General features: G+C 70.2%; 17 protein-coding genes. 12 read left to right on the top strand and 5 right to left on the bottom strand.

The window, feature by feature from the left end:
• Nucleotides 1-156 precede the first annotated feature (156 nt).
• From AAHM41_RS32025 to AAHM41_RS32010, 4 genes are read right to left on the bottom strand one after another with little or no spacing between them, the layout of a single operon-like run.
• Nucleotides 157-1,146, bottom strand: a complete 990-nt coding sequence (locus tag AAHM41_RS32025) for an ABC transporter ATP-binding protein (protein WP_342240692.1) — start codon at nt 1,144-1,146, stop codon at nt 157-159.
• A complete protein-coding gene (locus tag AAHM41_RS32020; protein WP_342240691.1) occupies nt 1,143-2,117 on the bottom strand; it encodes an ABC transporter ATP-binding protein in 975 nt (324 codons plus the stop codon). The genes AAHM41_RS32025 and AAHM41_RS32020 overlap by 4 nt, the downstream gene beginning before the upstream one ends.
• Before the next feature lie 10 nt (nt 2,118-2,127).
• On the bottom strand, nt 2,128-3,036 hold the full coding sequence (locus tag AAHM41_RS32015) for an ABC transporter permease (RefSeq protein ID WP_342240690.1): 909 nt from the start codon (nt 3,034-3,036) through the stop codon (nt 2,128-2,130).
• Entirely contained in the window at nt 3,033-4,004 is a 972-nt protein-coding gene (locus AAHM41_RS32010; RefSeq protein WP_342240689.1) for an ABC transporter permease, read from the bottom strand. Before AAHM41_RS32010 ends, AAHM41_RS32015 begins: the two co-directional genes overlap by 4 nt.
• 215 nt (nt 4,005-4,219) lie before the next feature.
• Here AAHM41_RS32010 and AAHM41_RS32005 point away from each other — a divergent pair, with 215 nt between their 5' ends.
• Nucleotides 4,220-5,149, top strand: a complete 930-nt coding sequence (locus AAHM41_RS32005) for a LysR family transcriptional regulator (RefSeq protein ID WP_342240688.1) — start codon at nt 4,220-4,222, stop codon at nt 5,147-5,149.
• A gap of 250 nt (nt 5,150-5,399) precedes the next feature.
• Here AAHM41_RS32005 and AAHM41_RS32000 read toward each other — a convergent pair whose 3' ends face one another.
• Nucleotides 5,400-6,407 (bottom strand): GntR family transcriptional regulator, encoded by a 1,008-nt coding sequence (locus AAHM41_RS32000; protein ID WP_342240687.1) that lies wholly within the window; start codon nt 6,405-6,407, stop codon nt 5,400-5,402.
• 366 nt (nt 6,408-6,773) lie between these two features.
• Between AAHM41_RS32000 and AAHM41_RS31995 the strand changes: the two genes are divergently transcribed.
• From AAHM41_RS31995 to AAHM41_RS31945, 11 genes are all read left to right on the top strand, one after another.
• Nucleotides 6,774-7,856 carry an ABC transporter ATP-binding protein gene (locus tag AAHM41_RS31995; RefSeq protein WP_342240686.1) on the top strand — a complete coding sequence of 361 codons (1,083 nt, stop codon included), beginning with the start codon at nt 6,774-6,776 and terminating at the stop codon, nt 7,854-7,856.
• A 17-nt stretch (nt 7,857-7,873) separates the two neighbouring features.
• Nucleotides 7,874-8,758: an ABC transporter permease gene (locus AAHM41_RS31990; protein ID WP_342240685.1), complete on the top strand. Its 885-nt coding sequence runs from the start codon at nt 7,874-7,876 to the stop codon at nt 8,756-8,758.
• 4 nt (nt 8,759-8,762) lie between these two features.
• Nucleotides 8,763-9,614 (top strand): ABC transporter permease, encoded by an 852-nt coding sequence (locus tag AAHM41_RS31985; protein WP_342240684.1) that lies wholly within the window; start codon nt 8,763-8,765, stop codon nt 9,612-9,614.
• Complete coding sequence (locus AAHM41_RS31980) at nt 9,611-10,357, top strand: SDR family NAD(P)-dependent oxidoreductase (RefSeq protein ID WP_342240683.1); 747 nt, start codon at nt 9,611-9,613, stop codon at nt 10,355-10,357. Before AAHM41_RS31985 ends, AAHM41_RS31980 begins: the two co-directional genes overlap by 4 nt.
• A gap of 8 nt (nt 10,358-10,365) precedes the next feature.
• The gene (locus AAHM41_RS31975; RefSeq protein ID WP_342240682.1) at nt 10,366-11,124 is read left to right on the top strand and encodes an SDR family NAD(P)-dependent oxidoreductase; all 759 of its coding nucleotides are present in this window, start codon (nt 10,366-10,368) and stop codon (nt 11,122-11,124) included.
• 58 nt (nt 11,125-11,182) lie between these two features.
• The gene (locus AAHM41_RS31970; RefSeq protein WP_342240681.1) at nt 11,183-12,418 is read left to right on the top strand and encodes an ABC transporter substrate-binding protein; all 1,236 of its coding nucleotides are present in this window, start codon (nt 11,183-11,185) and stop codon (nt 12,416-12,418) included.
• Nucleotides 12,419-12,442: 24 nt separating this feature from the next.
• Complete coding sequence (locus tag AAHM41_RS31965; protein WP_342240680.1) at nt 12,443-13,540, top strand: ABC transporter ATP-binding protein; 1,098 nt, start codon at nt 12,443-12,445, stop codon at nt 13,538-13,540.
• Between the two features lie 31 nt (nt 13,541-13,571).
• Complete coding sequence (locus AAHM41_RS31960) at nt 13,572-14,453, top strand: polysaccharide deacetylase family protein (RefSeq protein WP_342240679.1); 882 nt, start codon at nt 13,572-13,574, stop codon at nt 14,451-14,453.
• 62 nt (nt 14,454-14,515) lie between these two features.
• Entirely contained in the window at nt 14,516-14,836 is a 321-nt protein-coding gene (locus AAHM41_RS31955; protein WP_342240678.1) for a hypothetical protein, read from the top strand.
• On the top strand, nt 14,833-15,876 hold the full coding sequence (locus AAHM41_RS31950; protein WP_342240677.1) for a CobW family GTP-binding protein: 1,044 nt from the start codon (nt 14,833-14,835) through the stop codon (nt 15,874-15,876). Before AAHM41_RS31955 ends, AAHM41_RS31950 begins: the two co-directional genes overlap by 4 nt.
• Nucleotides 15,877-15,957: 81 nt before the next feature.
• Nucleotides 15,958-17,196, top strand: a complete 1,239-nt coding sequence (locus tag AAHM41_RS31945; RefSeq protein WP_342240676.1) for an ABC transporter substrate-binding protein — start codon at nt 15,958-15,960, stop codon at nt 17,194-17,196.
• Nucleotides 17,197-17,283: the final 87 nt, after the last annotated feature.

Raw genomic sequence — 17,283 nt, 5'->3', positions numbered from 1 at the left:
CCCCCCCCCCCCCCCCCCCCCCCCCCCCCCCCCCCCCCCCCCCCCCCCCCCCCCCCCCCGGGGAGGGGGGACAAGAAAGAAATATCGTCCGGGCCAGCATCCGCATCGTCGACATCGTGCTCTCCTCTGTTTCGTTCACCGGCGCGTTCGGGCGCCTCAGATCAGGTGGCAGGCGGCCTGGTGGCCGGGTGCGACCGGGCGCAGCGCCGGCCGCTCGCTGCGGCAGCGGTCGGTCGCCATCGGGCAGCGCGGGTGGAAATGGCAGCCGCCGGGCGGGTGCAGCGGCGACGGGATCTCGCCCTTGATCGTCTCGAACTTGCGCTTGCGGTTGCTGAGGCGCGGCACCTCGTTCAGCAGCGCCACGGTGTAGGGGTGCTGCGGCCGGTCGAACAGCTCGGCAGTCGCCGCGGTCTCGACCACCCGGCCGAGATACATGATCACCACCCGGTCGCTGATGTGCTCGACCACGCCGAGGTCGTGGCTGATGAACAGGTAGGTCAGGCCCAGATCCTGCCGCAGTTCCAGGAACAGGTTCAGGATCTGGGCCTGGATCGAGACGTCGAGCGCGGCGATGGATTCGTCGCAGACCAGGAAGTCGGGCTTCACCGCCAGGGCCCGGGCGATGCCGATGCGCTGGCGCTGGCCGCCGGAGAACTGGTGCGGGAAGCGGTCGCGATAGGCCGGGTCCAGCCCGACCCGGCGCATCACCTCCTGGACATAGCCGTCGGCCTCGCGCCGCCGCACCAGCCCGTGCACCCGCGGCGCCTCGCCGATGATGTCGCGCACCCGCTTGCGCGGGTTCAGCGAGGCGAAGGGATCCTGGAAGATCATCTGCGCCTTCAGCCGGGCGTCGCGCGCGGCGTCGCCGGCCAGGCCGTCGACATCCCGGCCGCGCCAGCGGATCGCGCCGTCGCTCTTCGGCAGGATGCCGGCCATCATCCGGCCCAGCGTGGACTTGCCGCAGCCGGATTCGCCGACCAGCCCGACCACCTCGCCCGGCGCCACCGCCAGGTCGACGCCGTCGACGGCGTGCACCGTCCGCTCCTCGACCTTGGCGCCCAGGAAGCGCGCCGCCTTCTCGGCATAGTCGAGGCGCTTGGTGAAGCGCTTGCCCAGGCCGGCGGCCTCGATCAGGGGGGCGGTCATGCCGGCGCTCCCAGTTGCGGGTGGAAGCAGCGGAATTCGCGGTCGGCCAGCCGCGTCGCCGCCGGCGCCGCCATGCAGGCGTCCGTAGCGCGGCCGCAACGCGGCCGGAAGGCGCAGCCCTCGGGCAGGGACAGCGGCGACGGCGCCATGCCGGGGATCTGGAACAGGTTCGCGCCGCGCGGCCGGTCGCCGGGGACCGAGCCGATCAGCCCGATCGTGTAGGGATGCGCCGGCCGGTCGATCACCTCGTCGACCGTGCCGGTCTCGACCACCCGGCCGGCATACATGACGCAGATCCGGTCGGCCAAGGCGGCGACCACCGCCAGATCGTGGCTGACCCAGATCAGCGCCGTGCCGGTCTCGCGGCACAGGGTCTGCACCTGGGCCAGGATCTGCGCCTGGATGGTGACGTCCAGCGCCGTGGTCGGCTCGTCGGCGATGATCAAATCGGGCTTGTGCAGCAGGGCGATGGCGATCGCCACGCGCTGGCGCATGCCGCCGGAGAACTGGTGGGGATAGGCCTTCAGCCGCTCCTCCGGCGACGGGATGCCGACCCGGCCCAGCGCGTCGCGGCAGCGCGCCACGGCCTCGGCCCGCGACACCCGCTCATGCGCCTGGATGGTCTCGACCATCTGGGTCTCGACCCGCAGCACCGGGTTCAGGGTCATCATCGGGTCCTGGAAGATCATGGCGATGCGGTTGCCGCGCAGCTGCCGCAGCCGCTCCGCCGGCAGCGCCGCCAGGTCCTCGCCCTGGAACAGGATGCGGCCGCCGACCACCCGGCCCGGCGGATCGACCAGGCCGAGGATGGAGAAGCCGGTGATCGACTTGCCGGAGCCGGATTCACCGACCAGCCCCAGCACCTCGCCGCGGTCGACCCGGAAGCTCACCCCGTCGACGGCGCGCACCACCCCGGCCTTGGTGAAGAAATGCGTCTGCAGGTTCTCGACGCTGAGCGTGGGGGCGGTCATGTTCGAGCCCTCACTTCTGCAGCCTGGGGTTCAGCGCCTCGCGCAGGCGGTCGCCGACGATGTTGATCGAGAAGATCAGCGCCAGCAGCAGCAGGCCGGGGAACACGCTGATCCAGTACAGCCCGGCCAGCAGCACCTGGTAGCCGTTAGCGATCAAGAGGCCCAGCGACGGCTCGGTGATCGGCAGGCCGATGCCGAGGAAGCTCAACGTCGCCTCGGCCGCGATCGCATGCGCCACCTGGATGGTGCCGATCACGATCACCGGCGGCAGGCAGTTCGGCAGCAAATGGCTGAACAGGATGCGCGCCTTGCTCAGGCCCAGGCATTGCGCCGCCTCGACATATTCCTTGCCGCGCTCGACCAGCGCCGCTGCGCGGACGGCGCGGGCGAAATACGCCCATTGCACCACCACCAGGGCCAGGATGACCTTGCCCACCCCCTGCCCCAGCACGGCCAGCATCATCAGCGCGACCAGGATGGTCGGAAAGCCCAGCATCAGGTCGACGACGCGCATGATCAGCGTGTCGATCCTGCCGCCGAAATAGGCGGCGACGAGGCCCAGCGTGGTGCCGACGGCCAAGGCGAAGACGCCGGACAGCACGCCGACGCTGAGGCTGGTGCGCAGCCCGTACAGCATCGCCGAGACCATGTCGCGGCCCTGGGCATCGGTGCCCAGCCAGTAGGTCCAACCATCCATGCTCTCGCTGCCCGGCGGCAGGCGGCCGTCCATGATGCTGAGCGAGGCGAGGTCGTAGGGGTCCTGCGGCGCGATCCAGGCCGCGAACAGGGCGACCAGGACCAGCACCAGGCAGGCGATGGCGGCCAGGGTCGCGGCCTTGCTGTCGAGGATGCCGTGCAGCGCCTGGGCCAGGATGCCATCGCCGAGCAGCGGCTTGCGGGGGATCACGGCGTCGCTCATGCGTCGGACAGCCGGACGCGGGGGTCGAGCACCGAATAGAGGATGTCGACCACCAGGTTGATGACGATGAACATGGCGACCACGATCAGCAGGTAGGCGACGATCACCGGCCGGTCGAGCCGCATGATGCTGTCGATGATCAGCTTGCCGACGCCGGGCCAGGCGAAGATGGTCTCGGTCACCGTGGCGAAGGCGATCAGCCCTCCGAACTCCATGCCGACCACGGTGACGATCGGGATCAGGATGGTCTTCAGCACATGGACGAAGATCACCCGCCGCTCGGTCAGGCCCTTGGCGCGGGCGAACTTGACGAAGTCGAGCGGCAGGGTCTCGCGCATGCCGCTGCGGGTCAGGCGGATGATCAGCGAGACGTTGAACAGCGACAGGTTGATCGCCGGCAGGATCAGATGGGTGAAACCGTCCCAGGTGGCGAGGCTGGTGTGCAAGCCCAGGATCTCGCCGGTGGCGCCGCGGCCGGTCGAGGGCAGCCAGCCGAGCATGACCGAGAAGATCATGATCAGCATCATGCCCTGCCAGAAGCTGGGCAGGCTGAAGCCGAGGATCGACCCGGTCATCACCGTGCGGTCGAAGCGGCTGCCGGCCTTCAGCCCCGACAGCACGCCGAGCGGGATGCCGATCACCAGCGACAGCATCAGGGCGATGAAGGCCAGCTCCAGCGTCGCCGGCAGCCGCTCGAAGATCAGGCTGATCGAGGGCTGGTTGAAGACGAAGGACCGGCCGAGATCGCCATGCAGCGCGTTGCCGAGAAAGGTCAGGTATTGCTGCCACAGCGGCTGGTCGAGGCCGAGCGACTGGACCGCCTGGGCGATCTCGGCCTGCGAGGCGTCGGCCGGCACCAGGATCTCGATCGGGTTGCCGATGGCATAGACGCCGAGGAAGACGAGGATCGAGGTGACCAGCAGCACGAAGCCGCTCTGCACCAGCCGGCGGATGATGAAGACGGTCATGGCCGGCCTGGCGCCCCGGCGCGCGAATCCCGCATCTGCGTCCCTGCTTCGCTTATGATGGGCCGAGCCGGATGGACCGGCGTGGCGAGGGGGACGTTAGGCGTGGGAGAGAACAGCCCGCAACATCATGCGGAATCCGCATCGGGCTATGCGCATTTCATGCGCAGGCGCGGCCCGCTTCGGTGCTTCGTGTCGCGGATATCGGCGCGCCAGCCGTGAACGTCAAGCAGCTCGAGGCCTTCAAGGCGATCATGCGCAGCGGCTCCACCACCGCCGCCGCGGCGCGGCTGGACCTGTCGCAATCGGCGGTCAGCCGCCTGCTGACCCAGCTGGAGGCCGAGCTGGGGCTGGAGCTGTTCGCCCGCGAGAAGGGCCGGCTGATCCCGACGCCGGAGGCGATCGGCCTGCTCGATTCGGTCGAGGACGCGGTCGACGGGGTGCAGCGGGTGCAGCATGTGGCCGAGGCGCTGCGGACCGGCAATTCCGACCAGATCCTGCTGCGCATCGGCGTGCCGCACAGCATGTCGCAGACCATCCTGCCGCTGATCGTCGAGGAGTTCCTGCGCGACCACGGCAATGTCGCGCTGGAGATCCTGTCCGGCGCCTATCACGAGACCGAGCGCGCGGTGCTGACCCGCCAGGCCGATCTCGGCTTCGTCCGGCTGCCGACCGGCGAGGCCGGGATGGACACGATCGCGATCGCCCGCACCACCAGCGTCTGCGTCATGCCGGAGGGGCACCGGCTGGCGGAGAAGGCGGTGGTGTCGGTCGAGGACCTGGAGGGCGAGCCGCTGGTGCTGCTGGGCCGGCAGCGCCCGGCGCGGGCGGAGATCGACCAGATGTTCCGGCGCGTCCATTTCCGGCCGCAGGTGCGGGTCGAGACCCATTCGGTCGGCTCGGCCTGCGCCTTCGCCGCGCAGGGGCTGGGAGTGACCATCGTCAACGCCCTGATGGCCAGCCATTTCCGGCAGCTGCCGATCGCCATCCGGCCGTTCCGGCCGCGGCTGTGGAACCAGTTCGGCCTGGCCTTCGCCGCCGGCCAGCCCCGCTCCCGCGCCGCCGACCGCTTCGCCGAGCATTTCCGCCGCCGCCTGATCGACATGCTGCGCGGGCTGGAGGCCGAGTTCCGGCCGGAGGCGGGATAGGGGCGAGTTGGGACGATCGACAACGGGCCGATTTAGCACCGGCCGAAGCCCAATGAGTCCCCCCTCCCCTCGCGGGAGAGGGCTAGGGGGAGGGGGTTGTCTCGGCTTGATCCGGCCCGGCTCCCGTCACATCGGCTTTTCCGACGGCTTGGCCCCCTGCCCATTCGCGCGCGGACGCGCGCAGACCCCCTTCCCCTTGCCCCCTCCCGCAAGGGGAGGGGGTAAAAAGAAGCGGGTCGAAACGCCGGGCCTACCCGTGCTCCGACGTCTTGGTCAGGTAGGGCGCCAGGTTGGCCGGGACCGGGATCACCGCGAGGGTCTTGAGCCGGGCGACGGCGCGGCGTTCGGCGGCCTGCAGATGCGTCTCCAGCACCGCCGCGGCTGCCGGCCAGGCCTCCTGCGCCAGGAGCTCCAGCACCAGCCGGTGCTCGGTCAGGATCGGCTGGTCGTCGGCGATGCCGAGCGAGCGGGTGAAGGCGTGGGTGGCCAGGAGCGGCAGCTGGTTGTGGCGCAGCGCGTCGGCCAGCCGGGCGTTCGGCGTCGCCAGCACGCAGCGGACATGCAGGTCCTCCTCGATCGCATCCATGGTCTCGGGCGGCGGCCGCGGCCCTGCCGCCTCGGCCCGGCGCAGCCGGTCCAGCATCGCCTCGACCTCGCCATGCGGCAGCGACGGCGCGGCGCTGACCAGGGCCGGCGGCTCGAGCAGCCGGCGCATCTCGTAGAGCTCGCGGATCGCCCGCGCCGTCAGCGGCCCCGCGATCCAGTGCGAGCTGGCGTTCTTCTCGATCAGCCCGCGCTCCTGCAGCCGGCCCAGCACGTCGCGCACCACGGTCCGGCTGACACCGAAATGGTCGGCCATCTCGGCCTCGACGATGCGGTATCGGCCGAACACCAGGCAGGAGGCGATCTGGCGCTCGGCGGTGGCGTAGATCCGCTCCCACGAGGCGCGGGACTGCTGCGCCTCATCGATCTCCTCCGCTGCCTCCAGGCCGAAGCCGCGGATGTCGGCGCGCAACGGCGCGACGCCGGCCGCCCCGACCAGATAGCCGCGGCCCTCGAAACGGCGGATCAGCCCGTCAGCCTCCAGCCGGGCCAGCGCCCGCTGCACCGGGGCGCGGCTGGTCTGGAAGATCTCGGCGATCGGGCCCTCCAGCAGCACCAGCCCGGCCGGCAGCCGCCCGGCGCCGATCGACGACCGCAGCGCACGCTCGACGATCTCGTAGAGCCGCGGCGGGGACGCGTTCGTCGCCGTGTCCATCATGTCCTGCAGCAGCGCCGTCCCGGTGATCCTGGTCCTCTGATGGCCCCCGCGGCGCCCCGGCGCAAGAGCCCGCTGCCCATCGTGCAGGCAACGGCATCAGGAAAATGACTATCGCATACCCAAAGCGCCACGCTGGGTCTCAGAGCCTGCCCGAAACTTGGACAGACAGGCCGTTCGAAGCTGATAGGAACCAAATCGCGCGACATGGCGAAGCTTTCAATCACCACAAAAAGACTATTGCATACCAAAATCATTTTTGACTAGGCTTCCCGAGCCTCGCATCGACATCCGCGCAGCGGCGACGCCGAACGACGCGGTTGGGATGGCGGGGCTCAGGGCACGGCTTGGGAGATTCGGGGACGCATGACTCTGCTCCTGGAACTGAGCGGCATCGCCAAGGCCTATGGCGGCGCACCGGCGCTGAGCGACCTGTCGCTGGCGGTCGGCGCGGGCGAGTACCTGTCCATCCTCGGCCCCAGCGGCTCGGGCAAATCGACCATGCTGCGGGTCGTCGCCGGCTTCGAGACGCCGGATGACGGCGACGTGCGGCTGGAGGGCCGGTCGATCCTGTCGATGCCGGTGCATGAGCGCGGCATCGGCTTCGTGTTCCAGGGGTTCGCGCTGTTCCCGCACATGACCGTCTTCGACAACGTCGCCTACGGCCTGCGCCACCGCAGCCGCGGGCCGGTGGCGGACGAGGCGGAGGTCCGCCGCCGGGTCGGCGAGGCGCTGGAGCTCTTGGGCCTGACCGGCCTGGGCGGCCGCGCCGTCAGCCAGATCTCCGGCGGCCAGAAGCAGCGCGTCGCCCTGGCCCGCACCCTGGTCACCGACCCCAAGATCGTGCTGCTGGACGAGCCGCTGGGCGCGCTCGACGCCAATCTGCGCGAGCGGATGATGATCGAGCTGAAGCGCATCCAGGCCCAGCTCGGCGGCACCTTCCTGCATGTCACCGGCAACGAGCAGGAGGCGCTGGCGATGGGCCACCGCACCGCCGTGCTGGATCGCGGCCGGATCGCCGAGATCAGCCCGCCGCAGACCCTGTACAACCGGCCCGGCTCGGTCCGGGTCGCCCGTTTCCTGAACTGCTACAACATCTTCGAGGGCATGGTCGGCGACGGCGCCTTCCGCTTCGCCGAGGCCGCCCTGCCGCTGCCGGGCGAGGCCGCCGCGGGCACCGCCGCCTATTGCATCCGCGCCGACAAGGTGACGGTGGCGGAGGAGACGGATCCGGCGGCGCCGGGCGAGGCCGCCCTTCCCGGCCGCTTCATCGCCAGCGAATATTCCGGCGCCCGGGTGACCTATCTGTTCGACGTCGCCGGCAGCCGGCCGGTCGAGGTCGAATACCATCTGAGCCACCGCCGGCCGGGGAGCTTCGACGCCGGGCGCCGCTATGCGCTGCGCTGGCCGGCGGCGGAGGCCCTCGTCTTCCGCGAGGGGCGGCGATGAGCGCCGGAGCGGAGATCATGACCGAGACCGCACCGGCCCCGATCCCACGGCGGCGCACCGGGCGACGGGTGGCGGCGCTGCTGGCGGCGCCGGGCGCCTTGTGGATGACCGCCTTCCTGGTCGTCCCGATCGCGATGATGGTCTATGTCAGCTTCTGGACCCAGAAGACCTTCACCATCGAGCCGACGCTGACCCTGCAGAACTGGGGCACCTTCTTCGGCACCTCGACCTATCTGTCGGCGCTGTGGACCACGGTCCGGATCTGGCTGATCGTGCTGGCGACGACGCTGGCGCTGGGCTATCCGGTCGCGCTCTATATCGGCCTGTTCGTCCGCAACAAGACGGTCCAGACCATCCTCTTGGTGGTCTGCGTCGTGCCGTTCTGGACCTCGTTCCTGATCCGGGTGCTGGCCTGGCGCCCGATGCTGGGCACCGAGGGCGCGGTCAACATCCTGCTGATGAAGCTGGGCGTGGTGTCGGAGCCGGTGGCCGGCCTGCTGTTCACCGAGCTCAGCGTCGTCATCGGCATGACCCAGATCTATGTCGTGTTCATGGTCGGGCCGATCGCCTTCATGCTGTCGCGGATCGAGCCGAGCCTGATCGAGGCCGCGCGCGACCTGGGCGCCGGCACCGGCCGCATCTTCCGCACCGTGATCCTGCCCTTGAGCCTGCCCGGCGTGATCGTCGGCGCGATCTTCGTGTCGGTCATGGTGCTGGGCGAGTTCGCCACCGCGGCCGCCCTGTCCGGCCGCAAGGTCAACATGCTGGGCAACATCATCGTCACCCAGGTCGGGTCGCTGAAATGGGCCTTCGCCGCCGTGGTCGGCGTGATCCTGACGGTGGTGATGGGCATCGTCGTCGCCGGGCTGCTGCGCCTGGTCGATCTGCGGAAGGAGCTCTAAGGCCATGCAGGGGCAGCCGCTTCTCCGCACCGCGCTGATGGCGTTCACGGCGCTGTTCATCGTGTTCCTGTACGGCCCGCTGGCGGTGCTGGCGACGCTGAGCTTCCAGTCGGGCCCCGAGGGCGGGCCGCAATTCCCGATCATCGAATGGTCGACCTACTGGTACCAGCACCTGTTCGGCTGGGCGCCGCCGTCGCGCGTGGCGCCGCTGGCGATCGGCGACGCGCTGGTCCGGTCCCTGACCCTCGCCTTCATGACCATGGTGGTGGCCACGGTGCTGGGCACGCTGTCGGCCCAGGCCTTCCGGTCGCGCTTCCGCGGCTCCGACATCGTCTTCTACCTGATCGTGCTGGGCATGATGGTGCCGGGCGTGCTGGTCGGGCTGGGCGTCGCCCTGGTCGCCAACGAGCTGGGCATCCCGCGGGCCTGGTGGGGGACGTCCTTCGTCACCCATGTGGTCTACACCTTCCCCTTCGCCTTCCTGGTCATGCTGGCGATCTTCAACCGCTTCGACCGGTCGATCGAGGAGGCGTCCTGGAGCCTGGGCGTCAGCCCCGCCCGCACCTTCCGCAAGATCACCTTCCCGCTGATCTTCCCGGGCGTGCTGAGCGCGATGCTGTTCGCCTTCACCCTGAGCTACGACGAGTTCCCGCGCACCCTGTTCACCGCCGGCGGCGGCCAGACCCTGCCGCTGACGATCTACGGCACCTTCTCGGTCGAGATCCATCCGAACATCTTCGCCTTCGGGGTGCTGACCACCCTGTTCTCCTTCGCCCTGCTCGCCGTCTACGGGGTGCTGATGGCGCTGTCGGTCCGCCGGGCCAAGCGCATGGCGATCCAGGAGGAGCTGCGATGAGGGCGCTGGCCGACCACACCGCCATCGTCACCGGCGCCGCCAGCGGCATCGGCAAGGCGATCGCGGAGCGGCTGGCGGCGGCGGGCGCCGCGGTGCTGATCGCCGACCTGCATGCCGACCGGGCCGAGGCCGTCGCGGCCACGCTGCGCGCCGCCGGCGGCCGGGCCGAGGCGGTCGGCGCCGACGTCTCCGACGCCGAGGCGGTGGAGCGGATCTTCGCCGCCGGGCGCGCGGCGTTCGGCGACTGCACGCTGCTGGTCAACAATGCCGGCCATGTCCACCAGTCGCCCTTCGAGGCGCTGGCGGTGGCCGACTGGGACCGGATGATCGCGGTGCATCTGCGCGGCACCTTCCTGTGCTGCCGCGCCGCCCTGCCGGCGATGCTGGCGGCCGGCGACGGGGTGATCGTCAACATCGCCTCGCAGCTGGGCCAGATCGGCGGCGTCGACCTGGTGCATTACAGCGCCGCCAAGGCCGGGATCATCGGCCTGACCAAGGCGCTGGCGCGCGAGGTCAGCGCGCGCGGCGTGCGGGTCAACGCGGTGGCGCCCGGGCCGATCGAGACCGAGCTGGTGCGCGCCTTGTCGGAGGAGTGGCGGGCGGCGAAGAAGGCGCAGCTGCCGCTCGGCCGCTTCGGCGCGCCGGAGGATGTGGCCGAGACCGTGGCCTTCCTCGCCTCCCCCGCCGCCGGGATCTATGTCGGCCAGACGCTGGGGCCCAATTCCGGCGACGTGATGCTGTAGGAGGAATGATGACCCGCAAGGTTGCCCTGATCACGGGAGCCGGCATCGGCATCGGCCGGGCCACGGCCCTGGCCTTCGCCGGCGCCGGCCACCACGTGGTCGTGACCGACGTGCTGGAGGCCGATGGCCGCGCCACCGCCAAGGCGATCGGCGACGCCGGCGGCAGCGGCGAGTTCCAGCCTCTCGACGTCACCGACACCGAGCGGGTCAACGCCGTGGTCGCCGATGTCGAGGCCCGGCACGGCGCGCTGGACGCGCTGGTCGCCAATGCCGGCATCGCCCATCGCGTGCCGCTGTCGCAGATGACCGACGCCAAATGGGACCATACCTTCGACGTCGACCTGAAGGGCATCTTCCGCGTCGTCCGCGCCGCCCTGCCCGGCATGCGCACCCGCGGCCAGGGCGCTATCGTCGCCCTGTCCTCGATCATGGGCGTGGCCTATGGCTGGGACGAGCATGTGCACTATTCCGCCGCCAAATCCGGCGTGGTCGGGCTGGTGCGCGGCCTGGCGGTGGAGCTGGCGCGCAGCGGCATCCGAGTCAACGGCATCGCCCCCGGCTACATCCGCACCGCCCAGGCCCTGTCGCGCGAGCATTCGCTAGGCCCCGAGGGGCTGGAGAAGGCGGCCTCGTTCATCCCCATGGGCCGGGTCGGCGAGCCGGACGACATCGCCGATGTGGCGCTGTTCCTGGCCTCGCCGGCGGCCCGCTACATCACCGGCCAGACCATCGTCGTCGATGGCGGCCTCTTGGTCGGACGCTACTGACGGCCCCGCAGAGAAGGGCCGGTTTTCGGGTGGTTTTCACGATAACGGGAGACTTCGCATGGCACAGTTTCCGAGCCTGAGCCGCAGGCAGATCCTGCAGGGCACGATCGGCGCCACGGCCCTGGCGATGGGCGGCGGCACGCCCTTCCTCAATTCGCGCCGGGCCTATGCCCAGGCCGGCGCCCTGGCCAAGGAGCAGCTGCGCACCATCGGCCTGTCGGTCACGGTGCAGGACCGCATCCTGGCCGACTTCAAGAAGGCCTCCGGCGTCGGCAGCACCCAGGGCACGGCGGCGACCTTCCCCGACGCCCAGACCAAGATCCTGTCCGGCGCCACCGACTATGATTGCTGGGAGACCATCGGCGAGCGGCTGCCCTCGGTGGTGATGACCAACAACGTCACGCCAATCCCGGCCTCGGGCCTGAAGAACTGGGCCAATATCCGCGACACCTTCACCAAGCCGGACCCGAAATGGGCCCGCGGCGCGCAGATCGTCGGCCAGATCTGGAAGGACGAGGCGCAGACCGAGCTGTGGATGGTGCCGGCGGTCTACAACTATGATTCGATCGGCTTCAACCCGTCGGTGCTGTCCGACGAGGAGGCCAACACCTGGACCGCGATCTTCGACCCGAAGTTCAAGGGCAAGTCCGGGCTGAACACCGACCCGCTGATCGCGCTGGGCCAGGCCATCCTGGCGATGAACTCGCTCGGCCTTTCCTCCGTTCAGAATCCGGGCAACCCGAGCGAGGCCGAGATCGACGAGGCGATGAAGTTCCTGGTGTCGAAGAAGAAGGACGGCCAGTTCCGCGCCCTGTGGGGCGATTTCGGCGAGCTGGTGAACCTGATGGCGTCGGGCGAGATGGTGGTGTGCGACGCCTGGCAGCCGGCGGTGATGGCGGTGAAGGCACAGGGCAAGCCCTGCCGCTACGCCGTGCCGAAGGAGGGCTACCGCGCCTGGGCGATCGGCGTGTCGCTGATCGCCAGCTCGCCGAACCAGGCGGCGGTGACCGCCTATGCCGATTACTGGCTGTCCGGCCCGCCGGCGATCACGGTGTCGGAGCAGGGCTACTACTCCCCCACCACCAACATCCAGTCGGTGATGGCGCCGGAGAAATACGGCTTCTGGTACGAGGGCAAGCCCTGGGTCGGCGCGCCCGACCGCGGCATCAAGGAGGGCGACCTGCGCGACGGCGGCTCGCTGGCCACCCGCGCCGCCCATGTCGCCTATTGGCACCAGTGGCCGGACCAGTACGACCACGTGATCCAGAAATGGGACGAGTTCCTGAACGCCTGACGCGGTGAAGCGAGGGGACGCACAGTGACCTACGATCTCGAGCTCGCCGGCGTCGGCAAGACCTATCCGGACGGCACGCCGGCGGTGATCGATTTCGACCTGCGCGCGGCGAAGGGGGAGTTCATCTCCTTCGTCGGCCCCTCGGGCTGCGGCAAGACCACGACGCTCAGGATGATCGCCGGCTTCGAGGACATCAGCGCCGGCGACATCCTGGTGCGCGGGCGGCGGATCAACGACCTGCCGCCCGAACGCCGCCCGACCTCGACCATCTTCCAGAACTTCGCCCTGTTCCCGCACATGACCGTGCGCCGGAACATCGAATACGGGCTGCGGGTGAAGGGCCTGCCGGCGGCGGAGCGCCGGGCCAAGGCCGACCGGATGATGCAGGTCTTGGACCTGACGGACATCGCCGACCGCCGCAGCTCCGGCCTGTCCGGCGGCCAGCGCCAGCGCACGGCGCTCGCCCGCGGGCTGGTGGTCGAGCCCGACATCCTGCTGCTGGACGAGCCGCTCGGCGCGCTCGACGCCAATCTGCGCAAGTCGATCCAGGCCGAGCTGAAGCTGCTGCAGCGCAACATCGGCATCACCTTCGTCTTCGTCACCCATGCCCAGTCGGAGGCGCTGGCGCTGTCGGACCGCATCGTGGTGATGAACCGCGGCCGGGTGGAGCAGATCAGCCCGCCGGAGGAGATCTATCGCCGGCCGCAGACCGAGTTCGTGGCCCGCTTCATCGGCCGCAACACCGTGCTGGCGGGACGGCTGGAGGCGCGGGACGGCGCCGTGGCCCGGGTCGTCACCGGCTTCGGCCCGCTGCACGGCACGCTGAACGACCCGACGCTGAAGGTCGGCGACGCCGCCGCGGTGGTGGTCCCGTCCGAGGCGATCGACGTGGTCGGCGCCGCCCAGGGCGCGGCGCTGGCCGGGCGCGGCGACACCCTGCCCGGCCGGCTGATCGGCCAGGCGGTCACCGGCCATGCGCTGCACCTGACCATCGGCCTGGCGGACGGGCGCGAGATCGGGGTCGAGAGCCATGTCGACAAATACGCCGCCGGCTGGTCGGGCGAGGAGGTCGTGCTCGGCTGGCAGCCCGGCGAGGCGACGGTGATCCGGGCGGCCGCGTGACGGCGCAGCCCAGCAAGAGGAGGAATTCCTGATGGCGAAAGAGATCCTGTGCGGCTTCGGCGTCGATGTCGACGCGGTGGCCGGGTGGCTCGGCTCCTATGGCGGCGAGGATTCGCCCGACGACATCTCGCGTGGCCTGTTCTCCGGCGAGGTCGGCAGCCCGCGCCTGCTGAAGCTGTTCGACCGGCTGGGGATCAAGACCACCTGGTTCATCCCAGGCCATTCGATCGAGACCTTCCCGGAGCAGATGAAGGCGGTGGCCGACGCCGGGCACGAGATCGGCATCCACGGCTACAGCCACGAGAACCCGATCGCCATGACCCCGGCGCAGGAGGAGGAGGTCCTCGACAAGTGCATCGAGCTGGTGACCCAGCTGTCCGGCCGCCGGCCGACCGGCTATGTCGCGCCGTGGTGGGAGTTCAGCCCGGTCAGCAACGAACTGCTGCTGAAGAAGGGCATCAAGTACGACCACTCGCTGATGCACAAGGACTTCGAGCCCTACTATGTCCGGGTCGGCGACAGCTGGACCAAGATCGACTTCGCCAAGAAGCCGAGCGAGTGGATGGTGCCGCTGAAGCGCGGCGTCGAGACCGACCTGATCGAGATCCCGGCCAGCTGGTACCTCGACGACCTGCCGCCGATGATGTTCATCAAGAAGTCGCCGAACAGCCACGGCTTCGTCAATCCGCGGCACATCGAGGAGATGTGGCGCGACCAGTTCGACTGGGTCTACCGTGAATACGACTATGCCGTGTTCCCGATCACCATCCATCCGGATGTCGCTGGGCGGCCGCAGGTGCTGCTGATGCTGGAGCGGCTGTACAACCACATGATCCGCCACCCCGGCGTGCGCTTCGTCACCATGGACGAGATGGCCGACGACTTCGCCAAAAGATCGCCACGGAAGAAGTAGCTTTCCTGAGTCCCCCTCCCCTCGCGGGAGGGGGGACTCGATAACGTAGGAGTCCCTAGACCATGTGCGGCGTGTGCGGCGTGCTCGGCGGCGAGGAGCACTGGACGGCGGAATCCGGCCGGCCGGAGGTGTTCGGCGCCGGCCGCACCCGCCGGGCCGAGCGGCTGCACCGCGCCGCCGCCGCCAACCGGATCCTGACCCTGTTCGGGCTGCGGCTGGACGACTGGCAGGGCAGCGCCTTCGTGCTGAGCGGCCCGACCGGCCAGCGCGAGATCGTCGACACGCTGCCGGCGGTGTGGGAGGCGGCGGCACGGATGCGGGGCCGCAGGATCGACCCGCTGGACCCCGCCTTGCTCGACCGCATCACCGAGGGCGGGCGATGACGATCCCCGTCAACGTGCTGACCGGCTTCCTGGGCAGCGGCAAGACCACGCTGCTGCGCCACATCCTGGCCGACCCGGCCTTCGCCGGCTGCGCCGTGCTGATCAACGAGTTCGGCGAGGTCGGCCTCGACCACCACCTGCTGCAGGCGGTGGACGAGGATGTGGTGCTGATGCAGAGCGGCTGCATCTGCTGCACCATCCGCGGCGACCTGGGCCGCGCCATCCGCGGCCTGTACGACCGGCGCGAGGCCGGCACCATCCCCGCCTTCGGCCGGCTGATCGTCGAGACCACCGGCCTGGCCGACCCGATCCCGGTGCTGGCGACGGTGATGAGCGAGCCGGTGATCCGCCACCATTTCCGCCTGGGCAACGTGATCGCCACGGTCGATGCGGTGAACGGCCTGGCGCAGCTGGACCGCCAGCCCGAGGCGGCGAAGCAGGCGGCGGTGGCCGACCGCATCCTGGTGACCAAGACCGACCTGGCGGCGCCCGAGGCGGTGGCGGCGCTGGAGGCGCGGCTCAAGGCCATCAATCCGGCGGTGCCGCTGTGGCGATCGGCCAACGCCCCGCCGCCGGCCGGGGAGCTGGTCGGCCAGGACGCCTTCGACCCGGCGACCAAGCCGGCCGAGATCCGCCGCTGGTTCGACCTGGCGCGCTGGACCGGCGGCGCCGCCTGGCACCACGACCACGGCCACGACGTCAACCGCCACGACCGGGACATCGCCGCCTTCGTGCTGGAGGTCGAGGACCGCGTCGACTGGACCGTGTTCGGCCTGTGGCTGACCCTGCTGCTGCACAGCCGCGGCGACGACGTGCTGCGGGTCAAGGGGCTGCTGCACGTCGCCGGGGTCGAGACGCCGGTGGTGGTCCAGGGCGCCCAGCACATCGTGCATGCGCCGAGCCATCTCGATGCCTGGCCGGACGGCGACCGGCGGTCGCGGCTGGTGTTCATCACCCGCGGCATCGGCCGGGCCGAGATCGAGCGCTCTTTCGCCGCCTTCCAGGCCGCTTTCGCCGAGTCCGCGACGGTCGCGGCGTGACCCGCGGAAGCGGACCCTCCGCCGCACTGGCCAGCCGCCGGCAAATCCGCTTCTAATACGGCTTCGCCCGGGGGATGGACCATGGCCGCGGACGCAGCCGACACCATGTTGAGCAAGCCGGGGCTGAGCAAGCCGGCGGTGCACGCCGAGGGCCGGCCGCATCTGCGCGTGCTCGGGACCGAGATCACGCTGCTGGACAGCATCCGCGAACGGGCCGAGGCCGATCTGGGCATCACCATCGGCTACGAGACGCTGGATTTCCTGGGCGCGCAGCAGAAGGCGGCGACCCAGCCCGGCGCCTTCGACATCTACGACCAGTGCTTCCACAACCTCGACATCGTCTGGTTCTGGAAGGCCATCCAGCCGATCGACACCGGCCGCATCCAGCATTGGGGCGAGGTCAACGACCTGACCAAGACCGGGCGGCTGAGCGCCGACGCCATGATCGGCCGCGGCGATGCGCCGGTGAAGAAGCTGTATGTCCAGCCCGACCGGTCGCTGGGGCCGCAGCCGTCGCGCCACATCAGCATGCTGCCGGCGGTGCACAATGTCGACGCCTTCGCCTATGACCCGACCGTGGTGCCGCCCGGCCAGCCCTACGAGACCGAGAGCTGGGGCTGGCTCTTGGACGAGCGCTGGCGCGGCCGGGTCGCCCTGGTCGACGAGCCGGCGATCGGCGTGTTCGACGCGGCGCTGGCGGCGCAGGCCCGCGGCGAGGCCAGCTTCGCCGACATCGGCAACATGACGCTGGCGGAGATCGACCGGCTGATCGACCTGCTGGTCGCGCGCAAGCGCCAGGGCCATTTCTGCGGCTTCTGGCAGACCATGGCCGACGCCAAGCGGCTGATGGTCGACCACCGCGCGGCGATCCAGAGCAGCTGGGCCCCGGCCGCGGTCGCCCTGTCCGGCCTGGGCGTGCCGGTGCGCGAGGCGGCGCCGCGCGAGGGCTATCGCGCCTGGCATGGCGGGCTGTGCGTCGCCGCGCCCTTGTCCGGCCGGGCGCTGGACGTCGCCTATGCCTATCTGAACTGGTGGCTGTCCGGCTGGCCCGGGGCGGTGATGGCCCGGCAGGGCTACTACATGTCGATCCCGAAGCGGGTGCGCCCGTTCCTGGACCCGGCGGAGTGGGACTACTGGTACGAGGGCAAGCCGGCGGCGAAGGACCTGGAGGGCACCGACGGCCGGGTGGCGGTGAGGGCCGGTGCGGTGCGCTCCGGCGGCTCCTACTGGCGCCGCGCCAGCCGCATCGCGGTGTGGAACACGGTGATGGACGAGCACAATTACCTCGCCCGGCGCTGGTCGGAGCTGACGGCAAGCTGAGGCTGGGCTGTGCGATGGCGAGGCTGATCACCCTGGAAGACGGGACATTCACATTTAAGTCCCCCCCCCCCCGGGGGGGGGGGGGGG

The sequence above is a fragment of the Inquilinus sp. OTU3971 genome (genome assembly GCF_038440215.1).
The sequence above is the reverse complement of the archived record's forward strand: the minus strand, read 5'-3'. Positions and strand labels throughout refer to the sequence as shown.

Excerpts from the sequence above, each read along its gene's own strand:
- AAHM41_RS32000 (WP_342240687.1), bottom strand. The coding sequence starts at position 6,407 with ATGGACACGGCGACGAACGCGTCCCCGCCGCGGCTCTACGAGATCGTC.
- AAHM41_RS32025 (WP_342240692.1), bottom strand. The coding sequence starts at position 1,146 with ATGACCGCCCCCCTGATCGAGGCCGCCGGCCTGGGCAAGCGCTTCACC.
- AAHM41_RS31945 (WP_342240676.1), top strand. The coding sequence starts at position 15,958 with ATGGCCGCGGACGCAGCCGACACCATGTTGAGCAAGCCGGGGCTGAGC.
- AAHM41_RS31960 (WP_342240679.1), top strand. The coding sequence starts at position 13,572 with ATGGCGAAAGAGATCCTGTGCGGCTTCGGCGTCGATGTCGACGCGGTG.
- AAHM41_RS32010 (WP_342240689.1), bottom strand. The coding sequence starts at position 4,004 with ATGACCGTCTTCATCATCCGCCGGCTGGTGCAGAGCGGCTTCGTGCTG.
- AAHM41_RS31975 (WP_342240682.1), top strand. The coding sequence starts at position 10,366 with ATGACCCGCAAGGTTGCCCTGATCACGGGAGCCGGCATCGGCATCGGC.
- AAHM41_RS31985 (WP_342240684.1), top strand. The coding sequence starts at position 8,763 with ATGCAGGGGCAGCCGCTTCTCCGCACCGCGCTGATGGCGTTCACGGCG.
- AAHM41_RS31990 (WP_342240685.1), top strand. The coding sequence starts at position 7,874 with ATGACCGAGACCGCACCGGCCCCGATCCCACGGCGGCGCACCGGGCGA.
- AAHM41_RS31955 (WP_342240678.1), top strand. The coding sequence starts at position 14,516 with ATGTGCGGCGTGTGCGGCGTGCTCGGCGGCGAGGAGCACTGGACGGCG.
- AAHM41_RS31980 (WP_342240683.1), top strand. The coding sequence starts at position 9,611 with ATGAGGGCGCTGGCCGACCACACCGCCATCGTCACCGGCGCCGCCAGC.
- AAHM41_RS31950 (WP_342240677.1), top strand. The coding sequence starts at position 14,833 with ATGACGATCCCCGTCAACGTGCTGACCGGCTTCCTGGGCAGCGGCAAG.
- AAHM41_RS32020 (WP_342240691.1), bottom strand. The coding sequence starts at position 2,117 with ATGACCGCCCCCACGCTCAGCGTCGAGAACCTGCAGACGCATTTCTTC.
- AAHM41_RS31970 (WP_342240681.1), top strand. The coding sequence starts at position 11,183 with ATGGCACAGTTTCCGAGCCTGAGCCGCAGGCAGATCCTGCAGGGCACG.
- AAHM41_RS32015 (WP_342240690.1), bottom strand. The coding sequence starts at position 3,036 with ATGAGCGACGCCGTGATCCCCCGCAAGCCGCTGCTCGGCGATGGCATC.
- AAHM41_RS31995 (WP_342240686.1), top strand. The coding sequence starts at position 6,774 with ATGACTCTGCTCCTGGAACTGAGCGGCATCGCCAAGGCCTATGGCGGC.